The sequence below is a fragment of the Curtobacterium sp. MCLR17_054 genome, from assembly GCF_003234335.2.
Taxonomy (GTDB): domain Bacteria; phylum Actinomycetota; class Actinomycetes; order Actinomycetales; family Microbacteriaceae; genus Curtobacterium; species Curtobacterium flaccumfaciens.
On the sequence record NZ_CP126263.1, the window covers coordinates 2,075,077 to 2,098,125 of the forward strand.

Annotated in this window: 17 protein-coding genes; 7 read left to right on the forward strand and 10 right to left on the reverse strand. The window is 69.7% G+C overall.

Annotation, left to right across the window (positions count from 1 at the left end):
* Positions 1 to 93 precede the first annotated feature (93 nt).
* A complete protein-coding gene (locus tag DEJ08_RS09965; protein WP_111053943.1) occupies positions 94 to 1,068 on the forward strand; it encodes a COX15/CtaA family protein in 975 nt (324 codons plus the stop codon).
* Positions 1,069 to 1,582: 514 nt separating this feature from the next.
* Here DEJ08_RS09965 and DEJ08_RS09970 read toward each other — a convergent pair.
* On the reverse strand, positions 1,583 to 2,509 hold the full coding sequence (locus DEJ08_RS09970; RefSeq protein WP_071403755.1) for a heme o synthase: 927 nt from the start codon (positions 2,507 to 2,509) through the stop codon (positions 1,583 to 1,585).
* Between the two features lie 424 nt (positions 2,510 to 2,933).
* Between DEJ08_RS09970 and tkt the strand changes: the two genes are divergently transcribed.
* From tkt to pgl, 6 genes are all read left to right on the forward strand, one after another.
* The gene (gene tkt / locus DEJ08_RS09975) at positions 2,934 to 5,027 is read left to right on the forward strand and encodes a transketolase (RefSeq protein WP_071403754.1); all 2,094 of its coding nucleotides are present in this window, start codon (positions 2,934 to 2,936) and stop codon (positions 5,025 to 5,027) included.
* A 138-nt stretch (positions 5,028 to 5,165) separates the two neighbouring features.
* Positions 5,166 to 6,278, forward strand: coding sequence for a transaldolase (gene tal / locus DEJ08_RS09980; protein WP_071403753.1), 1,113 nt, complete (start codon positions 5,166 to 5,168; stop codon positions 6,276 to 6,278).
* Positions 6,278 to 7,876 carry a phosphoglucose isomerase-related protein gene (locus DEJ08_RS09985; RefSeq protein ID WP_111053944.1) on the forward strand — a complete coding sequence of 533 codons (1,599 nt, stop codon included), beginning with the start codon at positions 6,278 to 6,280 and terminating at the stop codon, positions 7,874 to 7,876. The genes tal and DEJ08_RS09985 overlap by 1 nt, the downstream gene beginning before the upstream one ends.
* A gap of 22 nt (positions 7,877 to 7,898) precedes the next feature.
* Positions 7,899 to 9,437: a glucose-6-phosphate dehydrogenase gene (gene zwf / locus DEJ08_RS09990; protein ID WP_027465683.1), complete on the forward strand. Its 1,539-nt coding sequence runs from the start codon at positions 7,899 to 7,901 to the stop codon at positions 9,435 to 9,437.
* Positions 9,434 to 10,378, forward strand: a complete 945-nt coding sequence (locus DEJ08_RS09995; RefSeq protein WP_027465684.1) for a glucose-6-phosphate dehydrogenase assembly protein OpcA — start codon at positions 9,434 to 9,436, stop codon at positions 10,376 to 10,378. Before zwf ends, DEJ08_RS09995 begins: the two co-directional genes overlap by 4 nt.
* 100 nt (positions 10,379 to 10,478) lie before the next feature.
* Positions 10,479 to 11,249: a 6-phosphogluconolactonase gene (gene pgl, locus DEJ08_RS10000; protein WP_111053945.1), complete on the forward strand. Its 771-nt coding sequence runs from the start codon at positions 10,479 to 10,481 to the stop codon at positions 11,247 to 11,249.
* A 596-nt stretch (positions 11,250 to 11,845) separates the two neighbouring features.
* Here the strand turns inward: pgl and DEJ08_RS10005 are convergent.
* From DEJ08_RS10005 to uvrA, 9 genes are all read right to left on the reverse strand, one after another.
* Positions 11,846 to 12,214 carry an RNA polymerase-binding protein RbpA gene (locus tag DEJ08_RS10005; protein ID WP_110862753.1) on the reverse strand — a complete coding sequence of 123 codons (369 nt, stop codon included), beginning with the start codon at positions 12,212 to 12,214 and terminating at the stop codon, positions 11,846 to 11,848.
* A 3-nt stretch (positions 12,215 to 12,217) separates the two neighbouring features.
* Entirely contained in the window at positions 12,218 to 12,469 is a 252-nt protein-coding gene (gene secG, locus DEJ08_RS10010) for a preprotein translocase subunit SecG (protein WP_017887256.1), read from the reverse strand.
* Between the two features lie 108 nt (positions 12,470 to 12,577).
* The gene (gene tpiA / locus DEJ08_RS10015) at positions 12,578 to 13,357 is read right to left on the reverse strand and encodes a triose-phosphate isomerase (RefSeq protein WP_111031855.1); all 780 of its coding nucleotides are present in this window, start codon (positions 13,355 to 13,357) and stop codon (positions 12,578 to 12,580) included.
* The gene (locus tag DEJ08_RS10020) at positions 13,354 to 14,571 is read right to left on the reverse strand and encodes a phosphoglycerate kinase (RefSeq protein WP_071403750.1); all 1,218 of its coding nucleotides are present in this window, start codon (positions 14,569 to 14,571) and stop codon (positions 13,354 to 13,356) included. The genes tpiA and DEJ08_RS10020 overlap by 4 nt, the downstream gene beginning before the upstream one ends.
* A gap of 3 nt (positions 14,572 to 14,574) precedes the next feature.
* Positions 14,575 to 15,579: a type I glyceraldehyde-3-phosphate dehydrogenase gene (gene gap / locus DEJ08_RS10025; RefSeq protein ID WP_017887253.1), complete on the reverse strand. Its 1,005-nt coding sequence runs from the start codon at positions 15,577 to 15,579 to the stop codon at positions 14,575 to 14,577.
* Between the two features lie 269 nt (positions 15,580 to 15,848).
* The gene (gene whiA / locus DEJ08_RS10030; RefSeq protein WP_027465690.1) at positions 15,849 to 16,829 is read right to left on the reverse strand and encodes a DNA-binding protein WhiA; all 981 of its coding nucleotides are present in this window, start codon (positions 16,827 to 16,829) and stop codon (positions 15,849 to 15,851) included.
* A gap of 75 nt (positions 16,830 to 16,904) precedes the next feature.
* Complete coding sequence (rapZ, locus tag DEJ08_RS10035) at positions 16,905 to 17,804, reverse strand: RNase adapter RapZ (RefSeq protein ID WP_027465691.1); 900 nt, start codon at positions 17,802 to 17,804, stop codon at positions 16,905 to 16,907.
* 103 nt (positions 17,805 to 17,907) lie between these two features.
* On the reverse strand, positions 17,908 to 19,962 hold the full coding sequence (gene uvrC, locus DEJ08_RS10040) for an excinuclease ABC subunit UvrC (RefSeq protein ID WP_111053946.1): 2,055 nt from the start codon (positions 19,960 to 19,962) through the stop codon (positions 17,908 to 17,910).
* Complete coding sequence (gene uvrA, locus DEJ08_RS10045) at positions 19,963 to 23,019, reverse strand: excinuclease ABC subunit UvrA (protein ID WP_258366998.1); 3,057 nt, start codon at positions 23,017 to 23,019, stop codon at positions 19,963 to 19,965.
* Positions 23,020 to 23,049 lie beyond the last annotated feature (30 nt).

Here is a 23,049-nt window from a genome sequence, read left to right on the forward strand (position 1 = left end):
CATTCGGAGCCGGCGCCTGCCTAGACTTGACTGCTGCTGAACCCTCGAATCCTACAGGTTCACTGCACGGAACAACAGGAAGGCACCACCCTCGTGACACGCGTCGGATCCCCCGTCGAGCAGGATCTCCGGACCGGACGGTGGTGGTCGCTCCCCCGCGTGGTCGACCGTCGCGTGGTCGCACTGGCCTGGGCGTCCTTCGTGGTCGAGGTCGTGCTGATCGGCACCGGAGGCCTCGTGCGCCTCACCGCCTCGGGCCTCGGATGCCCCACCTGGCCCAAGTGCACGGCGGATTCGCTCGTCTCCACGCCGGAGATGGGCATCCACGGCATCATCGAGTTCGGCAACCGCCTGCTCACCTTCGTGCTCGTGATCGTGGCAGTCGCGATGTTCCTCGCGGTCGTCCGGATGCTCCGCACGCGCCCCGAACTCTTCTGGCTCGCGTTCGCTCAGGGCGTCGCGATCCCGGTGCAGGCCGTCATCGGCGGCATGAGCGTCTGGACGAACCTGAACCCATTCGTGGTCGGGCTGCACTTCGTCGTCTCCGCCGCCCTCACCTCGGTGACCGCTGCGCTGGTCTACCGCACGACGCACGGCCCGCGCACCGCCCAGCGCCTCGTCCCGCGCTGGTACACGGGTGTCGTCCGCGGCACCGTCGCCGCCGTCGTCGTGACCGTACTCGTCGGCATCCTGACCACCGGCAGCGGCCCGCACGCCGGAGCCGACGCCGCGGTCGACGGTGGACGTCTGCACCGCACCGGGTTCGACCCCGCGGTCATGGAGCACGTGCACGCCTGGCCCGCGTACGCCCTCTTCGCCCTGACCCTGGTGCTCGTCATCGGAGCCGTCCGCCTGGGCCGCCCGAGCAAGTGGCCGCTGCTGCTGCTCGTCGTCGAGTTCCTGCAGATCGCGGTCGGGCTCACGCAGGCGCGAACGGGTCTGCCCGTGGGGCTCGTCGGCACGCACATGGTGCTCGCCGGGCTGCTCGTCGGAGCGGTCACCGCCGTCGTGCTGTCCACGCGGGCCTCGGCCGGCCGAGACGCCGTCCGGGAATCCATCGACGCCTGACACCCGGGCGCGTCGCGCGCTCGACACCCGTCCCCCGACACCCCACGAGTCGATCGACTCGTGGGGTGTCGCGTTTCCGGTGGACGTGGCCGGCGGGCGCCACGCTGCTGACGCAGAACGACACCGCGGACGTCGCACGACATCGACTTCGTCGCTCGACATCCGCACCACGCGCGGTCCGCAGCGACTCGCGTCCGCCCCGCGGCCGACGGCGGTCACGCCGGACGGGAGGCCCGTGGCGGGCCCGCACCGCGCCTCCAGGCCGCCTCGTGGCCGACGCAGGACGCCGGTGTCCTGCCGGTACGCCGCCGAACGCGCGAGACGCCGCCGGATTCGGCGGCGTCTCGGCGGGGTGGCGGCGTCGTGCCGACACGACGGCGTCAACAGGACACGACGGCGTCAACCGGACACGACGGTGTCAACCGGACATGACGGCGTCAGCAGGACACGACGGCGTCACCTGGACACGACGGCGTCGTGCGGACCGAGCGCGCGCGGGCGCCCGCTCGACCGCCTAGAAGGTGAAGACCTGCGGCAGCAGCGGGTCGATGCCCACGGCGATGAAGAGCAGCGTCAGGTACGTGATCGAGCTGTGGAAGACCCGCATCGGCTGCACGTGCTCGACGTGCTGGATGGCCCGCGAGTACAGGCGGTGCGACTCGACGACGAACCAGATGCCGCCCGCCAGCGCGACCACCGTGTAGAGCGGCCCCATGTGTCCGACCGGGATGAGCAGGAGCGAGCAGACGAGCGTCGCCCACGCGTACAGCACGACCTGCAGGCCGACGACGGTGCGGCCACGGACCACGGCGAGCATCGGCACGTCGGCCGCGTCGTAGTCGTCGCGGTACTTCATCGACAGCGGCCAGTAGTGCGGCGGCGTCCACAGGAAGATCACCATGAACAGGATGACCGGGGTCCAGGTCAGCGACCCGGTGACGCCCGCCCAGCCGATGAGCACGGGCATGCAGCCGGCCGAGCCGCCCCACACGATGTTCTGCGGGGTGCGGCGCTTGAGCCACAGCGTGTAGACGAACACGTAGATGAGGATCGCGATGACGCTCAGCGCGGCGGCGAGCCAGTTCACCAGGAAGCCGAGCACCGCGGTCGACAGGATGCCGAGCACCCACGAGAACACGAGGGCCTCGCGGTCGGACAGCTCGCCGGTGACGAGCGGGCGGGTGCTCGTCCGCTTCATCAGCCGGTCGATGTCGCGGTCGATGTAGCAGTTGAAGGCCGACGCCGAACCGGCCGACATCGCTCCGCCGAGCATCGTCCAGAAGACGAGCCACAGGTCGGGGACGCCGCGTTCGGCGAGGAACATCGTCGGCGCCGTGGTGACGAGCAGCAGCTCCATCACGCGCGGCTTCGTCAACGAGACGTACGCACGGACCTTGCGGGACAGCGGCGATCGGGGTCGATCGGTGTCGGGCCGGGTCACGGTGGCAGTCGGCAAGAGAACCTCAGTCTGTTCGCATCAGCTCGCACACTCGGTGGACGACTGCGACGGCGTCCGGGCATGCGCTGACCCGGAATGTCCACGGGTCCCGATCAGTTTACGGGATGGAAGCGCCGCGACGGTGCCCCGCTCCGACATCCCGGCGTGATCCGGACGCGCTCGACACGCCCGGATCGACCGTCGACGGCCACCCCGGTGTGAACATCGGGGGTCACCTGAACCCCTTCTGAGTACCGGGTCACTATGCTGGACACGCCCTCCCGCAGTGCGCGCCCCGATGACGTCGGCCGCGATGAGCCGGTCGGCCGCCGCTAGACGGCGACACGACTCGGCCCCGGGATGGCCACATGTCCGTGCGATGGCACGAGCCCTCGCACATGTCGCATCAAGAAGGGTCAACATCCAAGTGGCTGAATTCACCTGGGACGCCATCGACCGGAAGGCCGTCGACACGGCCCGCGTTCTCGCCGCCGACTCGGTCGAGGCCGCCGGCAACGGTCACCCCGGCACCGCGATGAGCCTCGCTCCGCTCGCCCACCTGCTCTTCCAGAAGGTGATGCGTCGCGACCCGAGCGACTCCACCTGGATCGGCCGCGACCGCTTCATCCTCTCCGCCGGTCACGCCTCGATCCTCCAGTACGTGCAGTTCTACCTGCACGGCTACGGGCTCGAGATCGACGACCTGCAGCACCTGCGCAAGTGGGGCTCGAAGACCCCGGGTCACCCGGAGTACGGCCACACCGACGGTGTCGAGATCACCACGGGCCCGCTCGGCCAGGGCCTCGCGTCCTCGGTCGGCTTCGCCTACGCCCAGCGCTTCGAGCGCGGCCTGTTCGACCCGGAGACCCCGGCCGGCCAGTCGCCGTTCGACCACTACACCTACGTGATCGCCGGCGACGGTGACATGCAGGAAGGCGTGACGAACGAGTCCGGCTCGCTCGCCGGCCGTCAGCAGCTCGGCAACCTCATCGCGTTCTACGACTCGAACCAGATCTCGATCGAGGACAACACCGACATCGCGTTCTCGGAGAGCGTCGCCGACCGCTACGAGGCGCTCGGCTGGCACGTCCAGATCGTCGACTGGAAGAAGACCGGCGAGTACTCCGAGGACGTCGAGGAGCTCCACGCCGCGATCGAGGCCGCCAAGCAGGTCACCGACAAGCCGTCGCTCATCGTCCTCAAGACGATCATCGGCTGGCCGTCGCCGACCAAGCAGAACTCGGGCAAGATCCACGGTTCGGCGCTCGGCGCCGACGAGATCAAGGGTCTCAAGGAGATCCTCGGCTTCGACACCGACAAGACCTTCGAGGTCGCCCCCGAGGTCCTCGAGTACACCCGCGGCGCCGTCGCCAAGGGCCAGGCCGAGCACGCCGAGTGGCAGAAGTCCTTCGACGCGTGGGCCGCGGCCAACGCCGACAAGAAGGCGCTGTTCGACCGTGTCCAGTCGAAGGAGCTCCCGGAGGGCCTCGAAGCAGCGCTCCCGGTCTTCCCGACCGACAAGGCCGTCTCGACCCGTGCCGCTTCCGGCAAGGTCATCAACGCCATCGCGCCGCTGATGCCCGAGTTCTGGGGCGGTTCGGCCGACCTCGCCGAGTCGAACCTCACCACGATCGAGGGCGCCAAGTCCTTCGGTCCGGCCGAGGCCTCGACGTCGACGTGGAGCACCGACCCGTACGGCCGCGTGCTGCACTTCGGCATCCGCGAGCACGCCATGGGCTCGATCCTCAACGGCATCGTCCTGCACGGGAACACCCGCCCCTTCGGTGGCACGTTCCTCATCTTCAGCGACTACATGCGTCCGGCGGTCCGTCTCGCCGCGCTCATGCAGGCGCCGGCGATCTACGTCTGGACCCACGACTCCATCGCCCTCGGCGAGGACGGCCCGACGCACCAGCCGATCGAGCAGGTCTCGTCGCTCCGTGCGATCCCCGGTCTCGACGTCGTCCGCCCGGCCGACGCCAACGAGGTCGCGTACGCGTGGCTCGAGATGCTCAAGCACACCGACCGCCCGGCCGGCATCGCGCTGAGCCGTCAGAACCTCCCCGTGTTCGAGCGTGGCGAGGGTGACGCATCCGGTGAGGTCTTCGCTTCGGCGAAGAACGTCGCCAAGGGTGCGTACATCCTGGCCGAGGCGCCCAACGGCACCCCGGACGTCATCCTCATCGCGACCGGTTCCGAGGTCCAGATCGCGGTCGATGCTCGCGAGCAGCTCAAGGCCGAGGGCATCAACGCCCGCGTCGTGAGCGCGCCGTCGATCGAGTGGTTCCGCGCCCAGTCCGAGAACTACCAGGACCAGGTGCTCCCGAAGGACGTCACCGCTCGCGTGTCGGTCGAGGCCGGCATCGCCATGAGCTGGCGCGACATCGTCGGCGACAAGGGCCGCAGCGTCTCGATCGAGCACTTCGGTGCCTCGGCCGACTACCAGACGCTCTTCAAGGAGTTCGGCTTCACGACGGAGCACGTCGTGGCCGCCGCGAAGGAATCGATCGCAGCTTCCTGACCTGCAAGGGCCGGGTCCGGTTTCCGGATCCGGCCCTTCTTCCGGGAGGCCCGGCTCGGTTCCGCCACGGGCCTCCCGTCCCCGAAACCCCGACTCACGGTCCTCACGGACCCGTCGATGAAAGAAGAAGAGAAACACATGGCTGAGAACACCCCCACCGCCGCCCTCTCCGCGGTCGGCGTGAGCATCTGGCTCGACGACCTCTCCCGCGAGCTCCTCGAGACCGGCAAGCTCACCGAGCTCATCGAGCAGAAGAACGTCGTCGGCGTGACGACGAACCCGACGATCTTCGCGTCGGCCCTCGCCAAGGGCGAGCGCTACGACTCGCAGGTCAAGGAGCTCGCCGCTGCGGGCACCGACGTCACCGACGCGATCTTCGCGATCACCACGCAGGACGTCGCGAACGCCTCCGACGTCTTCAAGCCGATCTACGACGAGACCAAGGGCTTCGACGGCCGCGTCTCGATCGAGGTCGAGCCGGGCCTCGCGCACGACACCGCCAAGACCATCGAGCAGGCCAAGTTCCTGTTCGAGAAGGTCGGCAAGGAGAACGTCCTCATCAAGATCCCGGCGACGCTCGAGGGTCTCGAGGCGATCACCGAGGTCATCGGCGCCGGCATCTCCGTCAACGTCACCCTGATCTTCTCGCTCGAGCGCTACCGCGCCGTCATCGACGCCTACCTCGGTGGGCTCGAGAAGGCCAAGGCCGCCGGCCACGACCTCTCCAAGATCCACTCCGTCGCGTCCTTCTTCGTGTCGCGCGTCGACTCCGAGATCGACAAGCGCCTGGACGCCGTCGGCACCGACGAGGCCAAGGCCCTCAAGTCGAAGGCCGGCATCGCCAACGCGCAGCTCGCCTACCAGGTCTGGACCGAGGCCTTCGCCTCCGAGCGTGCCCTCGGCCTGCTCGAGTCCGGCGCCAACACGCAGCGTCCGCTCTGGGCCTCGACCGGTGTCAAGGACCCGTCGCTCCCCGACACGCTCTACGTGACCGAGCTCGCCGCCCCGAACACCGTCAACACGATGCCGGGCAAGACGCTCGACGCCACGTTCGACCACGGTGAGATCCACGGCGACGCCATCGCCGGCACGTTCGACCAGGCGCAGCAGGTCCTCGACCAGCTCGCCGCACAGGGCGTCGACTACGACGAGGTCGTCGCACTGCTCGAGAAGGAGGGCGTGGACAAGTTCAACGTCTCCTGGGGCGAGCTCGTCGACACCGTCAAGGCAGCGCTCGAGGGCGCCAAGTAGTGACGGTTTCCATCGCAGCCAGCGGCGACGCCGCGCGGGCCATCGAACAGGTGGTCCCGCGGCTCGTCGCTGACCTGGTGGCCTCGGGCATCACCGCCCAGGACGCCGATCTGTGGGGAACCACCGCCGAGGCCGAGGCGTCGAAGCGCCTCGGCTGGGTGGAGGCCGTCTCGGTCTCCCGCCCGCTCGTCGCCGAGGTGACCGCGCTGCGCGAGTCGCTCCGTGCCGAAGGGGTCGACCACGTCGTCCTCGCCGGCATGGGCGGCTCGTCCCTCGCACCCGAGGTCATCACGCGCACCGCCGGCGTGCCCCTCACGGTCCTCGACTCGACCGACCCCGCACAGGTCCGCGCGGCCGTGACGACCGACCTCGAGCGCACCGTGCTCGTGGTCTCGTCGAAGTCCGGCTCGACGCTCGAGACCGATTCGCAGCGCCGTGTCTACGAGCAGGCCTTCCGCGACGCCGGCATCGACCCGGCCCGCCGCATCGTCGTCGTCACCGACCCGGGCTCCGCGCTCGAGGCCGCTGCGATCGACGCCGGCTACCGCGTCTTCACCGCCGACCCCACGGTCGGCGGCCGCTACTCCGCGCTCACCGCCTTCGGCCTCGTGCCGTCCGGGCTCGCGGGAGCGGACATCGCCGAGCTCCTCGACGAGGCCGACGCGATCTCCGCGCTGCTCTCGGTCGACCTGGACGAGAACCCCGGGCTCGTGCTCGGTGCGGTCCTCGCCGGCACGGAGCCGCTGCGCGACAAGATCGCCATCGTGCCCGACGGGACGCACATCGTCGGTTTCGGTGACTGGGTCGAACAGCTGATCGCGGAGTCGACCGGCAAGGACGGCCGCGGCCTGCTGCCCGTCGTGCTGCACACGGACTCCCCCGAGGTCACCGCCGGCCTGCCCGACGTCCAGGTCATCCGCCTGGTCGGTTCGCGCGAGGACGAGCGTCACGTCGCCGAGGGCGAGGTCGAGATCACCGGCACGCTCGGTGGCCAGATCCTCGTCTGGGAGTACGCCGTCGCGGTCGCCGGTCGCCTGCTCGGCATCAACCCGTTCGACCAGCCCGACGTCGAGGCCGCGAAGGTCGCGACCCGCGCGCTCCTCGACGACCGCCCCGCTCCGGCGGAGCCGGCGTTCTCCGAGGACGGCATCGCCGTGCACGCGACGCCCGGACTCGCGGTCGGTGCGACGCTCTCGGAAGCCGTGTCGGGCCTCCTGTCCGCACTCGACCCGACCGGCTACGTGTCGGTGCAGGCGTACGTCGACCGCACCACGAACAGCGGTCTCGAGTCGCTGCGCGACGCGATCGCGGCGCGCACGGAGCGCCCCGTCACCTTCGGGTACGGCCCGCGGTTCCTGCACTCGACCGGCCAGTACCACAAGGGCGGCCCCGCCACGGGAGTGTTCCTGCAGATCGTGGCCGACGAAGCGGAGGACCTGGCGATCCCGGGTCGGCCGTTCACGTTCGGGCAGCTCCTCCGGGCCCAGGCAGCCGGCGACGCGAGCGTCCTCGCCGAGCACGGCCGGCCGGTCCTCACCCTCACGACGTCGGACGTCCACGCCGCCACCGCGGCGATCGCGTCCGCCGTCTCCCACTGACTCGTAAGGAGTTCACCGACTCATGTCACCGGTGGCAATCACCCCGGAGCACAACCCGCTCCGGCTGCCGACGGATCGTCGACTGAACCGGATCGCGGGACCGAGCACGCTCATCATCTTCGGCGTGACGGGCGACCTGTCACGCAAGAAGCTGATGCCCGCGGTCTACGACCTGGCCAACCGGGGGCTCCTGCCCCCGGGGTTCGCGCTCGTCGGGTTCGCTCGTCGCGACTGGGAGGACCAAGACTTCTCCCAGCTCGTCCACGACGCCGTCAAGGAGCACTCGCGCACCCCGTTCGACGAGGACGTCTGGCGTCAGCTCGAACAGGGCATCCGCTTCGTCCAGGGCTCGTTCGACGACCCCGAGGCGTTCCGCGAGCTCAAGCGCACCGTCGACGACCTCGACGCCGAGCGCGGGACGCTGGGCAACCACGCGTTCTACCTGTCCATCCCGCCGAAGATGTTCCCGGTCGTCACCGAGCAGCTGAAGCTGTCCGGGCTGACCGAGAAGCGCGAGGGCTCCTGGAGCCGCGTGGTCGTCGAGAAGCCGTTCGGCTCCGACCTCCGCACCGCGCGCGAGCTCAACGCGATCGTCGAGAGCGTCTTCGCGCCCGACGACGTGTTCCGCATCGACCACTACCTCGGCAAGGAGACCGTCCAGAACCTCCTGACGCTCCGGTTCGCGAACCAGATGTACGAACCCATCTGGAACTCGAACTACGTCGACCACGTGCAGATCACGATGGCCGAGGACATCGGCGTCGCCGGGCGTGCCGCGTACTACGACGGCATCGGTGCGGCGCGCGACGTCATCCAGAACCACCTGCTGCAGCTCCTCGCACTCACCGCGATGGAGGAACCCGTCTCGTTCAAGGCCGCAGACCTGCGTGCCGAGAAGGAGAAGGTGCTCTCCGCCGTCCGTCTGCCCGAGGACCTGTCGACCGCCACTGCCCGCGGGCAGTACGACGGCGGCTGGCAGGGCGGCGAGAAGGTGCTCGGCTTCCTCGAAGAGGCCGGGATGAACCCCGAGTCCGGTACCGAGACCTACGCGGCGATCAAGCTCGACATCGCCACGCGTCGCTGGCAGGGCGTCCCGTTCTACCTGCGCGCCGGCAAGCGTCTGGGCCGTCGTGTGACCGAGATCGCGATCGTGTTCAAGCGCGTCCCCGAGGACGTCTACGGCAACACGCAGTCCCCGCTCGGCCAGAACGCGCTCGTCATCCGCGTTCAGCCGGACGAGGGCGTCACGCTCCGCTTCGGCTCGAAGGTCCCCGGCGTCGGCACCCAGGTGCGCGACGTGACGATGGACTTCGGCTACGGCCACGCGTTCACCGAAGCATCCCCCGAGGCGTACGAGCGACTCATCCTCGACGTGCTCCTCGGTGATCCGCCGCTGTTCCCGCGGCACCAGGAGGTCGAGCTGTCCTGGAAGATCCTCGACCCCATCGAGGAGTTCTGGGCCACGCAGGGCCAGCCCGAGCAGTACCGTCCCGGCACGTGGGGCCCGGCATCCGCCGACGCCCTGCTCGCCCGCGACGGTCGGACCTGGAGGCGTCCGTGAAGATCGACATGCCCGACACCACGGTGTCGAAGATCCAGAAGAAGCTCGTCCGCATCCGCGAGGAGGGCGGCGCCGTCGCCCTCGGCCGCGTGCTGACCCTCATCATCTCGACGGCCCTCGGCCACGAGGAAGAGGCGATCGAGGCGGCCAACGAGGCGTCCCGCGAGCACCCGATGCGCGTCATCATCGTCTCGAAGAACAGCGGTGACACGAAGTCCCCCGGGCGCCTCGACGCGCAGATCCGCGTCGGCAGCGACGCGGGTGCGAGCGAGGTCATCGTCCTCCGTGCGTACGGCGAGACCGCGACCGACGAGGAGAGCCTGGTCACCGGCCTCCTGCTGCCGGACGCACCCGTCGTGGCCTGGTGGCCGCAGACCGCTCCCGAGCAGCCCGCGGCGTCGGCCCTCGGCCGCATCGCGCAGCGACGGATCACCGACGCGGCCGCGCAGAAGGACCCCAACGGCGCGATCGAGGCGCTCGGTGCGTCCTACGTGCCGGGCGACACCGACTTCGCGTGGACCCGTCTGACCCTGTGGCGGAACCAGCTCGCCGCGGCGCTCGACCAGCCGCCGTACGAGCCGATCACCGCGGTCGAGGTCTCGGGAGCGTCCGACAGCCCGTCGACGATCCTCCTCGCCGCCTGGCTGCAGCTGCAGCTCCAGGTGCCGGTGTCCGTCGTCACGTCGCCGCGCGCGACGGGGTCGAGCGGCATCCACGGCGTGAAGCTCGTGCGCGAGTCCGGCACCATCGAGCTCGAGCGTTCCCTGGTGGACGTCGCGACGCTCTCGATGCCCGGGCAGCCGACGCACGATCTGTCGCTGCCACGCCGCAACCTGCGCGACTGCCTGGCCGAGGAACTCCGTAGACTCGACCCGGACGTCCTCTTCGGAGACGTCGTCAAGCACGGGGTGCCCCAGCTGCGCGAGACCATCGCCCGCTGATCAACACCCCACACGGTCGGGCCGCCTGTCTGGTGCAGGCGGCCCGACCGGACCGAAGGCGGTCGGACGACCGGTCGGCCGCCACGAACACGGGAGTCACGTGACCAACGAACGGCGGGTGCTCGTGCACCCGGACAAGCAGGCCCTCGGCGCTTCGGTCGCCGCACGCTTCATCACCAAGATCATCGACGTGCTCGACGAGCAGGAGCGTGCCGACATCGCGATCAGCGGTGGCTCGGTGTCCTCCCTCGTCCTCGCCGCGATCGGCCAGTCGCCGGCGCGCGAGAGCGTCGACTGGTCGAAGGTGCACGTCTGGTGGGTCGACGAGCGCTGGGTCCCGTCGGGCGACGCCGACCGCAACACGATCGGCACGCAGACCGACTTCTTCGACCACGTCGACATCCCCGCGTCGAACATCCACCCGATGCCGGCGTCGGACGGCGGGCTCGACATCGAGGCCGCGGCGACCCAGTACGAGCGCGAGCTGCAGGACGCCGCACCCGAGGGCGCCGTGGCTCCGCGCTTCGACATCACCCTGCTCGGTGTCGGTCCCGACGGGCACACCGCCTCGCTCTTCCCGGAGTTCCCGCAGCTCACCGTCACCGACCGTGCCGTCGTGTCGGTCGACGACTCCCCCAAGCCGCCGCCGCAGCGTCTGACCGTCACCTTCCCGGTGATCAACGCCTCGCAGCGCGTCTGGGTGATCCTCTCCGGTGCCGAGAAGGCTTCGGTCCTCGGGCTGGCCCTCGCGGGTGCGTCGATCGAGGACGTCCCCGTCGGTGGCGTGCAGGGTCGCAAGCGCACCGTCTTCTTCGTGGACCAGGACGCCGCGCGCGACGTCCCCGAGAACCTGATCGCGTCGACGTACTAGACGCGCGTTCCTGACGGACGGGAGGCCCGGTGCCAGCTGGCACCGGGCCTCCCGTCCGTCTGTGGTCGCGCCCACTGCACGCCGCGCCCGAGCGCCTCCGTCGAGAGGGCACGAACTGTCGGCCGCGGGCGCCGCAGGCGACAGAACGTGCCACCACGACGCACCGGACGCGGCGTGTCGTGACCCTCGGCGAACCGTCGCTCCGCGCGGCACCTCGGCACCGAGCGACGCCGAGTGGTCGTGACACCCCGCCGGAACGACGCTGAGTGGTCACGAACCGTCGGTTCCGGGCGCCGCAGGTGACAGTTCGGGCCACCTCGACACATCGCACGCGGCGTGTCGTGACCGATCGGCGAGCCCGCCCTCCGCCCGGCACCCGGACGCGGCGCCCCGGCGCCGAACGGCCGTGACTCCGCGCCCGCACGACGCCGAGGGGGCACGAACTGTCGGCCGCGGGCGCCGCAGGCGACGGTTCGCGCCACCAGCGCGCACCGCACGCGGCGTGTCGTGACCACTCGGCGACCGAGCCACCCGTGCACCGCACGCACGAAGGCCCCCGCACCTTCGGTGCAGGGGCCTTCGTCAGCGTGTGTGCGCTAGCTCTTCTTCGCCGCGGTGCCGCGACGCTCTCGGAGCTGCTGGAGCGCGTCCTCGAGGAGCTGCGCTGCCTCTTCCTCGGTGCGGCGTTCCTTCACGTACGCGAGGTGGGTCTTGTAGGGCTCCGTCTTGGAGACCACGGGAGGGTTCTCCTTGTCGCGCCCAGCCGGCAGACCACTCGACGGCGAGTCCACCGTCTCGGGGATCTCTTCATCGGGCAGGTTCGCGGCGAAGTACCGCACGACCTCGTTGCCGAGGGCGTCCCAGTACGAGATCGCCACGCGCTCTGCCTGGACCCCGCGGTCCTGTTCGCCCATCGGTCCCGCGCCGACGCGAGACCCTCGGATTGCACTGCCTCCGCTTGCCATGGATCAGACCCCCGCCGTGAACTTGTTGATGAGACCGAGCACGATGATGGAGACGATCCAGACCAGACCGAGGATCACCGTGATGCGGTTGAGGTTGCGCTCGGCCACGCCGGACGCACCGAGGTTGCTCGTGACCCCACCGCCGAACATGTCGGAGAGGCCACCACCGCGGCCCTTGTGCAGCAGGATGAGGAGCGTGAGCAGGAGGCTCGTGATTGCGAGCAGGACCTGCAGCACGACGGAGAGTATCGCCACGACGTACCTTTCGTGTCAGTCAGCCGTACCAGTGTACCGGCCGCGCGGAGCACGGCCGGTACCTGGACGGGAGTGGTGCGGACGACTGCCCGCGACGACGCCTGTGGACTACAGCCCGACGTGCTGACGGAACCGGGCGATGGCCGCGAACTCCTGCACGTCGAGCGAAGCGCCACCGACGAGCGCGCCGTCGATGTCGGGCTCGCGGAGGAACCCCGCGATGTTGCCCGACTTGACCGAGCCGCCGTAGAGCACTCGGGTGTCGGCAGCAGCCTGGTCGCCCCAGGCTGCGGCGATGCCACGACGGATGGCCGCGCACTCGTCCTGCGCCTGCTCGGCCGTGGCGGCCTGGCCGGAGCCGATGGCCCAGACGGGCTCGTACGCCACGACGATGTCGGCGGGCTTGACCGCGTCGAGCACGACGCGGAGCTGCTCGACCGGCACGACACCGGCGCCGCGCTCCTCGCGCTGCTCGCCGGTCTCGCCGACGCACACCACGGGGACGAGGCCGTGCTTGACGGCCGCTGCGGTCTTCGCCGCGACGACCTCGTCGGTCTCACCGTGCAGCGTGCGCCGCTCGGAGTGGCCGACGATGACGTACTGGGCGTCGAGCGCAGCGAGGAACGCGCCGGAGACGTCACCGGTGTAGGCACCGGAGTCGAACTGCGACAGGTCCTGCGCACCGAAGTGGATCGGCAGCTTGTCGGCCGAGATGAGCGTCTGCACGCTCCGCAGGTCGGTGAACGGCGGGAACACCGCGACCTCGACGTCGTCGAAGTCGTGCCGGGCGTCCTTGAGCGTCCACGCGAGCTTCTGCACGGTGGCGATGGCCTGGAGGTGGTCCAGGTTCATCTTCCAGTTGCCCGCGATCAACGGCGTGCGGCTCATGCGGTCCACCCCAGTGCTTCGAGACCGGGCAGCGACTTGCCCTCGAGGAACTCGAGGCTCGCACCGCCACCGGTCGAGATGTGGCCGAACTGGTCGTCCGAGAATCCGAGCGACCGCACGGCGGCAGCGGAGTCGCCACCACCGACGACGCCGAGGCCGTCGACCTCGGTGAGCGCCTGCGCGACGGTCTTCGTGCCGGCGGCGAAGGCCGGGAACTCGAACACGCCCATCGGGCCGTTCCAGAACACGGTCTTCGAACCCGAGACGGCCGAGGCGAACCGCGCAGCGGTCTCCGGGCCGATGTCGAGGCCGATGCCGTCCGTACCGAACGACGAGGACTCGATGGCGTCGGCCGCCACGGTCTCGTGGTCGGCGTCGGCCGCGAAGCCGGAGGCCACCACGACGTCGGTCGGCAGGTCGATGGTGACACCGAGCTCCTTCGCCCGCGAGAGGTACTCGCGAACGACGTCGAGCTGGTCCGCCTCGAGCAGCGACTTCGCGACCCCGTGGCCCTGGGCCGCGAGGAACGTGAAGAGCATGCCGCCACCGATGCAGAGGGTGTCGACCTTCGGCAGGATGTGGTCGATGACACCGAGCTTGTCGCTGACCTTCGACCCGCCGAGCACGACCGTGTACGGCCGCTCCGGCGAGGTGGTCAGACGCTCGAGCACGCGCAGCTCGGTCTCGATCAGCGAACCGGCTGCACTGGGCAGTGCGGACGCGAGCTCGTAGACCGAGGCCTGCTTGCGGTGCACGACACCGAAGCCGTCGGAGACGAAGGCGTCACCGAGGGCGGCGATGCGGTCCGCGAAGGCACCGCGCTCGGCGGCGTCCTTCGAGGTCTCCTCCGGGTTGAAGCGGAGGTTCTCGAGCAGCAGGACGTCGCCGTCCTCGAGGGCCTCGGCCGCGGCGGTCGCTTCGTCGCCGACGGTCTCGCCGACGAACGTGACCTCTTTGCCGAGCAGCTCGGAGAGCCGCTGGGCCACCGGTGCGAGCGAGAACTCGGGCTTGGGCTCCCCGTCGGGGCGGCCCAGGTGCGAGATCACGATGACGCGTGCGCCGGCGTTGACGAGGGTGTTCAACGTGGTCAGCGACGCGCGGACGCGGCCGTCGTCCGTGATCGTGCCGTCCTTGAGCGGGACGTTCAGGTCACAACGGACGACGACGCGCTTGCCGGCGAGGTCGCCGAGGTCCTCGAGGGTGCGGAGGGCCATGTGTTACAGACGCTCGCCGACGTACTCGGTGAGGTCGACGAGGCGGTTCGAGTAGCCCCACTCGTTGTCGTACCACGAGGTGATCTTCACGAGGCCGCCGATGACCTTGGTCAGGCCGGAGTCGTAGATCGAGGAGTGCGGGTCCGTGGTGATGTCGGTCGACACCAGCGGGTCCTCGCTGTAGAGCAGGATGCCCTTGAGGGGGCCTTCTGCGGCCTCCTTGTAGGCGGCGTTGATCTCGTCGACGGTGACCTCGGACTTGGTCTCGAGGGTGAGGTCGGTGATCGAGCCGGTGGGGACCGGGACGCGCAGCGCGAAGCCGTCGAGCTTGCCGGCGAGCTCCGGCATGACCTGGCCGATGGCCTTGGCGGCACCGGTCGAGGTCGGGACGATGTTCAGCGCGGCGGCACGGGCACGACGGGGGTCCTTGTGCGGGCCGTCCTGCAGGTTCTGGTCGGCGGTGTAGGCGTGCACCGTCGTCATGAGGCCACGCTCGATGCCGAACTTGTCGTGGAACACCTTGGCGAGCGGCGCGAGGCTGTTCGTGGTGCAGGACGCGTTCGAGATGATGTGGTGGTTCGCCGCGTCGTACTGGTCCTCGTTCACGCCGAGCACGATGGTGACGTCGTCACCCGAGGCCGGGGCGGAGATGATGACCTTCTTGGCGCCGGCGTCGATGTGCTTCTGCGCATCGGCGGCCTTGGTGAAGAACCCGGTCGACTCGATGACGATGTCGACACCCAGCTCGCCCCAGGGGAGGTTGGCGGGGTCGCGCTCGGCGAGGACCTTGATGGCCTTGCCGTCGACGACGATGTTGTCGCCGTCGAGCTCGACGGAGACGCCGAGACGGCCCGTGATGGAGTCGAACTTCAGCAGGTTGGCGAGCGACGCGTTGTCGGTGAGGTCGTTCACCGCCACGATCTCGAGGTCGGAGCCCTTCGCGAGGGCGGCCCGGAAGAAGTTACGGCCGATGCGGCCGAAGCCGTTGATACCGATCTTGACGGTCAATGGATCTCCTGGTGAGTGTGGAGCGCCCAGGGGGCGCTGCTTTCGGGAGTCGCGCACCCTGGCGGGCCCGCGTGTGGTGGACGATACGCCCCGTAACGTCGCCGTAACGACCCTAGCAGTCGGACACTGCGTGCCCGAGCGGGATGACGGTCCGTCCGGACGGTCGCCGACCAGGCCGGGAACGGGTCCGAGAACGGGCCGGGAAACGGACGGGAGGCGCGGTGCCAGCTGGCACCGCGCCTCCCGTCCGCAGGGTCGACAGACCGCTCTCAGGCCCCTTCGAGCTCCTCGGGAACGCTCGCTTCGGTGCCCGGGATGCCCAGGTCGGAGGCCCGCTTGTCGGCCATCGCCAGCAGGCGACGGATGCGGCCGGCGATGGCGTCCTTGGTCATGGGCGGGTCCGCGTGCTGGCCGAGCTCGTCGAGCGACGCGTCGCGGTGCTGCAGGCGCAGCGTGCCGGCGTACTGCAGGTGGTCGGGGACCTCGTCGCCGAGGATCTCGAGCGCACGCTCGACCCGGGCGCAGGCGGCCACGGCGGCCTGCGCGGAACGGCGGAGGTTCGCGTCGTCGAAGTTGACCAGGCGGTTCGCGGTCGCGCGGACCTCGCGACGCTGGCGCATCTCCTCCCAGTCGGCGGTGGTGCGCGCTGCACCCATGACGGTCAGCATCTGGCCGATGGCCTCGCCGTCGCGGATGACGACGCGGTGCACCCCGCGGACCTCGCGGCCCTTCGCGGCGACCCCGAGACGCGACGCGGCACCGACGAGGGCCATCGCGGCCTCGTTGCCGGGGCAGGTGACCTCGAGCGCTGCGGCCCGACCCGGGTCGGTCAGGGTGCCGGAGGCGAGGAAGGCGCCGCGCCAGATGGCGGCGAGGTCCTCACGGTTGCCCGTGGTGAGGCGGTTCGGCAGGCCGCGGACCGGGCGGCGACGGGCGTCCATCAGGCCGGTCTGGCGGGCGAGGGTCTCCCCCGCCTCGAGCACGCGGACCAGGTAGCGGGTCCCGCGGCGGGCGGACGCGGACGAGCCCACCGACGCCTCGCTGCGCACGCCGTAGAGCTCGGCGAGGTCCTTGCGGACCCGGTGCACGATGATCCGGGTGTCGAGCTCGACCTCGACCGCGATGCGGCCCGAGATGACGTGCAGACCACCAGCGAACCGGAGGATCGTGGCCAGTTCGGCGGCGCGGACCGTGTTGCGGTTCACGGCGACCCTGGCCAGTTCGTCCTTGACCTCGGCAGTCAACGGCACAGCATCATTCCTAACGTTCGTTCAGTGGTTCCCGCAGATCCGGCGGCACGGGCGTGGGAGCGGCCGGAGGGACGGTCACTCCCGGCCGAGATCTCGGTTCTTCACACGCACGGCGACGCCAGGCATCCCGCGGAGGAGGTTCGCCAACTCGGCGACGATGGCGACCGAGCGGTGCTTCCCGCCGGTACAGCCGATGGCGATCGTAGCGTGTCTTTTGTTCTCGCGCTGGTACCCCTCGAACACCGGCTCGAGGACGGAGGCGTAGCGATCGACGAACGGACGGGCTCCGGCCTGCGCCAGCACGTAGTCCGAGACCGGCTGGTCCAGCCCGGTGTGGGGCCGCAGTTCCGGCACCCAGTAGGGGTTCGGGAGGAACCGCACGTCGGCCACCATGTCGGCGTCGGCGGGCAGACCGTACTTGAACCCGAAGCTCATCAGCGTGACCTGGACACCCACGAAGTGCTCGTCAGCGAAGTGCTCGATCACGGTGTTCGCGAGCTGGTGGATGTTGAGGTCGGAGGTGTCGATCACCACGTCGGACGCCTCGCGCAGGCCGGCGAGACGCGCCCGTTCGCGGGCGATGCCGTCGAGCAGGGTGTCCTCGCCCTGGAGCGGGTGGGGTCGGCGGACCTGCTCGAAGCGCCGGACCAGCACGGCGTCGGTGGCTTCGAGGAACAGTACCCGGACCCGCGCGGAGGTGCTCGAGCGGACCTGCTCGACCGCGTGCTCGGGGTCGGTGAAGAACCGCCCGCCGCGGACGTCGACCACCGTGGCGATCTTCGGGATCTTCTCCCCCGCGCGGTCGGCCAGTTCGGTCAGCGGGGCCAGCATCTGCGTGGGCAGGTTGTCGACGACGTACCAGCCCAGGTCTTCGAGGGCCTTGCCGACGGTGGACCGCCCGGCCCCGGACATGCCGGTGACGATGAGGATGTCGTGCTGCGACGCGTGGGTGGTCGCGGTGGCGCTGTCGGTCATCTGGGAGTGGGCTCCGTCGTGGCGGCCCGGGCGCGTCGCCCGGGGAGGTCTCGGCTGCCGGACCAGGCTACCGCCCGGTGGCGGCCGGGAGGCGCGGGGTTCGTCACGACGGTCGCTGCGGACCGTCGTCGGTCACCTCGGGGACCCGCACCGGGCCTCCCGGGTGGGTGGCGGTCTGCTGGGTGGCTGCGTTCTCGGTCACGGTGTCAGCGATCGCGTCGGCATCCGGTTCGGGGGCGCTGGACGCGCTCGTGGCGGGTGCGCTCGTCGGCGTCTGGGCCAGCTTTGAGACCACCGCGGCAGCGGTCGCCGGACCGATGCCGTTCACCTCACCGATGTCCTCGGCCGTGGCTTCGCGCAGCCGGGCGACCGAGCCGAAGTGCTTCAGCAGGGCGTTGACGCGGCTCGGGCCGAGACCGGGGATCTCGGACAACCGCGACCGGACGTCGCGCTTCCGTTTGCTGCGCTGGTGGGTGATCGCGAACCGGTGCGCCTCGTCGCGGATGCGCTGGATGAGGAAGAGCGCCTCGGAGTTGCGGGGCAGGATGACCGGGAAGTCGTCGTCGGGGAGCCAGAGCTCCTCGAGCCGCTTGGCGATGCCGACCAGGGCGATGTCGTGCACGCCGGCTTCGTCCATCGCGCGCTTCGCGGCCTGCACCTGGGGCTGGCCGCCGTCGACGATGAGCAGCTGCGGGCGGTACGCGAACCGTTTCGTCGGCTTCGACCCCTCGACGACCTCGTCGGTCGTGACGTCGGGGACGTCCGGCAGCTCGGCGTCCTCGTCCAGCCGTGCCAGGCGCCGCGAGAGCACCTGGTACATGCTGTCGGTGTCGTCGGTGGTCTCGGCGATCGAGTACCGGCGGTACTGGTCCTTGCGCGGCAGGCCGTCCTCGAACACCACCATCGACGCGACGACGTTCGTGCCCTGCAGGTGCGAGATGTCGTAGCACTCCATGCGGAGCGGCGCCTCGGTCATGCCGAGGGCGTCCTGGATGTCGGCCAGTGCTGCGGCCCGGGTGGTGTAGTCGGCTGAACGCTTGGTCTTGTAGAGCATGAGCGCCTGCCCGGCGTTCTGCGCGGCCGTCCGGGCGAGCCCGGCGCGATCGCCGCGCTGTGCCGTGCTGAGCTTCGTGCCGCGCCCGTTCCGGCGCTTGCTGAGCCACTCCTGGAGTGCGTCGGCGTCCTCGGGCAGCTCGGGGACGACGACCTCGCGCGGGGGCTCGTCGGTGACGTAGACGCCCTGCACGATCTGCTCGACGAGGTCGCCGGTGGCGATGTCGAGCTCCTTGTCGACGACCCAGCCGCGGACACCGCGGATGCGGCCGCCACGGACGGAGAACAGCTGCACGGCTGCGGCGAGCTCGTCCTCCGCGATGCCGAACAGGTCGAGGTCGACCGAGTCGCGGAGCACCACGGCGGACTTCTCGAGCACGGCCTCGAGCGCCTCGACCTGGTCGCGGTACTTCGCGGCCTGCTCGTACTGCATCGCGTCGGCGGAGGCCCCCATGCGCTGCCGGAGTTCGGTGATGACCCGACGGTCGTAGGAGTTCATGAAGCGCACGAACTCCTCGACGAGCGCGCGGTGCTCCTCGATCGTGACCTTCTGCGAGCACGGGCCACCGCACTTGCCGATCTGCCCCGGGAAGCACGGACGACCCGTCTGCATCGCCTTCTTGTACGACGAGTCCGAGCACGTGCGGATCGGGAAGACCTTGATCATCAGGTCGATGGTGTCGTGCACCGCCCAGATCTTCGGGTACGGACCGAAGTACTTCGCGCCCTTGATCTTGCGGTTGCGTGTCACCATCACCCGCGGCGCTTCGTCACCCAGGGTGACCGCCATGTACGGGTACGACTTGTCGTCGCGGAACTTGACGTTGAACGGCGGGTCGAACTCCTTGATCCAGGTGTACTCCAGCTGGAGCGCCTCGATCTCGGAGCCGACCGTCGTCCACTCGACACTGCGTGCCGTGAGGACCATGCGCCGCGTGCGCTCGTGCAGCGTCGGCAGCGGCGCGAAGTAGTTGCTCAGCCGGGCGCGGAGGTTCTTCGCCTTGCCGACGTAGAGCACCCGACCGGCTTCGTCACGCCATCGGTAGACGCCCGGGTCGGTCGGGATCTCTCCCGCCTTCGGACGCCACGGGACGGTGTCCGCCACCTACCGAGCACCCGCCTTCTGCTTGCTCGCCTGCTTGGTCGTGCCCTGCTGCTTGCCGCCCTGCTGCTTCTGGGTGGCCTGGCGTGCGCCGACCGCCTGCTGCTTGCCGACCCGGGCGTCCTGGGCGTCGAAGATCTCGCGCAGGAAGACACCGGTGTGGCTCTCCGGCACGGTCGCCACGTGCTCCGGGGTACCCGTCGCCAGGACCGTGCCGCCACCGGAACCGCCCTCAGGACCCATGTCGATCAGCCAGTCGGCGGACTTGATGACGTCGAGGTTGTGCTCGATCGTGATGACGGTGTTGCCCTTGTCGACCAGGCTCTGCAGCACGAGGAGCAGCTTGCGGACGTCCTCGAAGTGCAGACCGGTCGTCGGCTCGTCGAGCACGTAGACCGTGCGGCCGTTCGAGCGACGCTGCAGCTCGGTGGCGAGCTTGACGCGCTGCGCCTCGCCGCCGGAGAGCGTGGTCGCGCTCTGGCCGAGACGCACGTAGCCGAGGCCCACGTCGACCAGGGTCGCCATGTAGCGGTGGATCGCCGAGATCGGCTCGAAGAACTCGGCCGCCTCGCTGATCGGCATGTCGAGGACCTCGGAGATGTTCTTGCCCTTGTAGTGCACCTGGAGCGTCTCGCGGTTGTAGCGCGCACCACCGCAGACCTCGCACGCGACGTAGACGTCGGGCAGGAAGTTCATCTCGATCTTGATCGTGCCATCGCCCGCGCAGTTCTCGCAGCGGCCGCCCTTGACGTTGAAGCTGAAGCGGCCGGGCTGGTAGCCGCGGGTCTTGGCCTCTTGCGTCTCGGCGAACAGCTGGCGGATGCGGTCGAACACGCCCGTGTAGGTCGCGGGGTTCGAGCGCGGCGTGCGGCCGATCGGTGCCTGGTCGACGTGCACGACCTTGTCGAGCTGGTCGAGGCCCTTCACCCGGGTGTGCTTGCCCGCGATGTGCCGTGCGCCGTTGAGCTGGTTGGCGAGCACCTTGTACAGGATGTCGTTCACCAGCGTCGACTTGCCGGACCCGCTGACGCCCGTCACCGCGGTGAACACACCGAGGGGGAAGTCCGCGTCGATCGACTTGAGGTTGTTCGCGCGGGCACCCTGCACGGTGATGGCGCGCTTCAGGTTGACCTTGCGACGCTCGGCCGGCACCTCGATCGCGCGTCGGCCGGCGAGGTAGTCACCGGTGATCGACTCGCGGTTCTCGATGATGCCCTCGTACGAACCGGAGTGCACGACGTTGCCGCCGTTCACACCGGCACCGGGGCCGATGTCGACGACCCAGTCGGCCGTGCGGATCGTGTCCTCGTCGTGCTCGACGACGATGAGCGTGTTGCCGAGGTCCTTGAGCTTGACCAGGGTGTCGATGAGTCGACGGTTGTCGCGCTGGTGCAGGCCGATGCTCGGCTCGTCGAGCACGTAGAGCACGCCCGTCAGCCCGGAGCCGATCTGCGTCGCCAGGCGGATGCGCTGCGCCTCGCCGCCGGAGAGACCGCCGGCACCACGTGCCAGCGTGAGGTAGTTCAGGCCGACCTCGAGCAGGAACTCGAGGCGTGCGCGGATCTCGCGGAGGACCGCGGCGGCGATGTGCGCTTCGCGGTCGGTCAGCGTCAGCTCGTCCATGAACGAGTACGCGTTGTCGAGCGACATGTCGGTGACGTCCGCGATGCTGCGGTCGTTGACCGTCACCGCGAGCACCTCGGGCTTGAGGCGGGTTCCCTCGCACACCGGGCACGGGACCTCGCGCAGGTACCCCTGGAAGCGCTGCCGCTGCGAGTCCGACTCGGCCTCGGCGAACTTGCGCTCGATGTAGGGCATGACGCCTTCGAACCCGCTCGTGTACCGCATCTCGCGGCCGAAGCGGTTGCGCCAGGAGACCGACACCTGGAAGTCCTTGCCGGTCAGGATCGACGCCTGCACCGCGGGGTCGAGCTGGCTCCACGGGGTGTCGAGCGAGAAGCCGAGCTCCTTGCCGAGGCCGCCGAGCAGCTTCTCGAAGTAGGAGTACAGCCCGCTCGTCCCGGTCCAGGGCAGCAGGACGCCGTCGCGCAACGAGGCCTCGGGGTCGCCGAGCACCAGGTCGGGGTCGACCGACATGCGGGTGCCGAGGCCGGAGCACTCGGGGCAAGCACCGAACGGCGCGTTGAACGAGAACGTGCGCGGCTCGATCTCGGTGAGCGCGAGCGGGTGGTTGTTCGGGCACGAGAGGTTCTCGGAGTAGTTCCGGACCGCTCCGGGCCCCTCGTGGTCCACCAGGTCGATGCCGACGGTGCCGTCGGTCAGGCGCAGGGCGGTCTCGAGCGAGTCGGTGAGACGCCCGAGGATGTCGTCGCTCGCCACCAGGCGGTCGACGATGACCGAGATGTCGTGCTTGACCTGCTTCTTGAGCTTGGGCGGGTCGCTGAGCTGGATGCGCTCCCCGTCCACGATCGCGCGGGCGTAGCCGGACGCCGCGAGCTCCTGGAAGAGGTCGACGAACTCACCCTTCTTCTTCGAGATCACGGGTGCGAGGACCTGGAAGCGGGTGCCGGTCTCGAACTGCATGAGCTGGTCGGCGATCTGCTGCACGGTCTGCTTGCTGATCACCTCGCCACACGTCGGGCAGTGCGGGACCCCGATGCGCGCCCAGAGCAGACGCATGTAGTCGTAGACCTCGGTGATCGTGCCGACCGTCGACCGCGGGTTGCGGTTGGTCGACTTCTGGTCGATCGACACCGCCGGCGAGAGCCCCTCGATGAAGTCGACGTCGGGGCGGTCGACCTGGCCGAGGAACTGGCGCGCGTAGGCGGACAGCGACTCGACGTACCGGCGCTGCCCCTCGGCGAAGATCGTGTCGAACGCCAGCGAGGACTTGCCCGAGCCGGACAGGCCGGTGAACACGACGAGCGAGTCGCGCGGGATCTCGAGGTCGACGTCACGGAGGTTGTGCACGCGCGCGCCGCGCACGCTGAGCGTGGAGGTGCTGTGCGGAGCGGTCCCGCCGGGGAGGTGGAGGTCAGCGGGCTCGCCGAAGGCGTTCCGGCCCGACGTCGAGGTACCGGGGTCAGAGGTGATGGTCATCGTCGTCGATTCTACGAAGCGGCACCGACA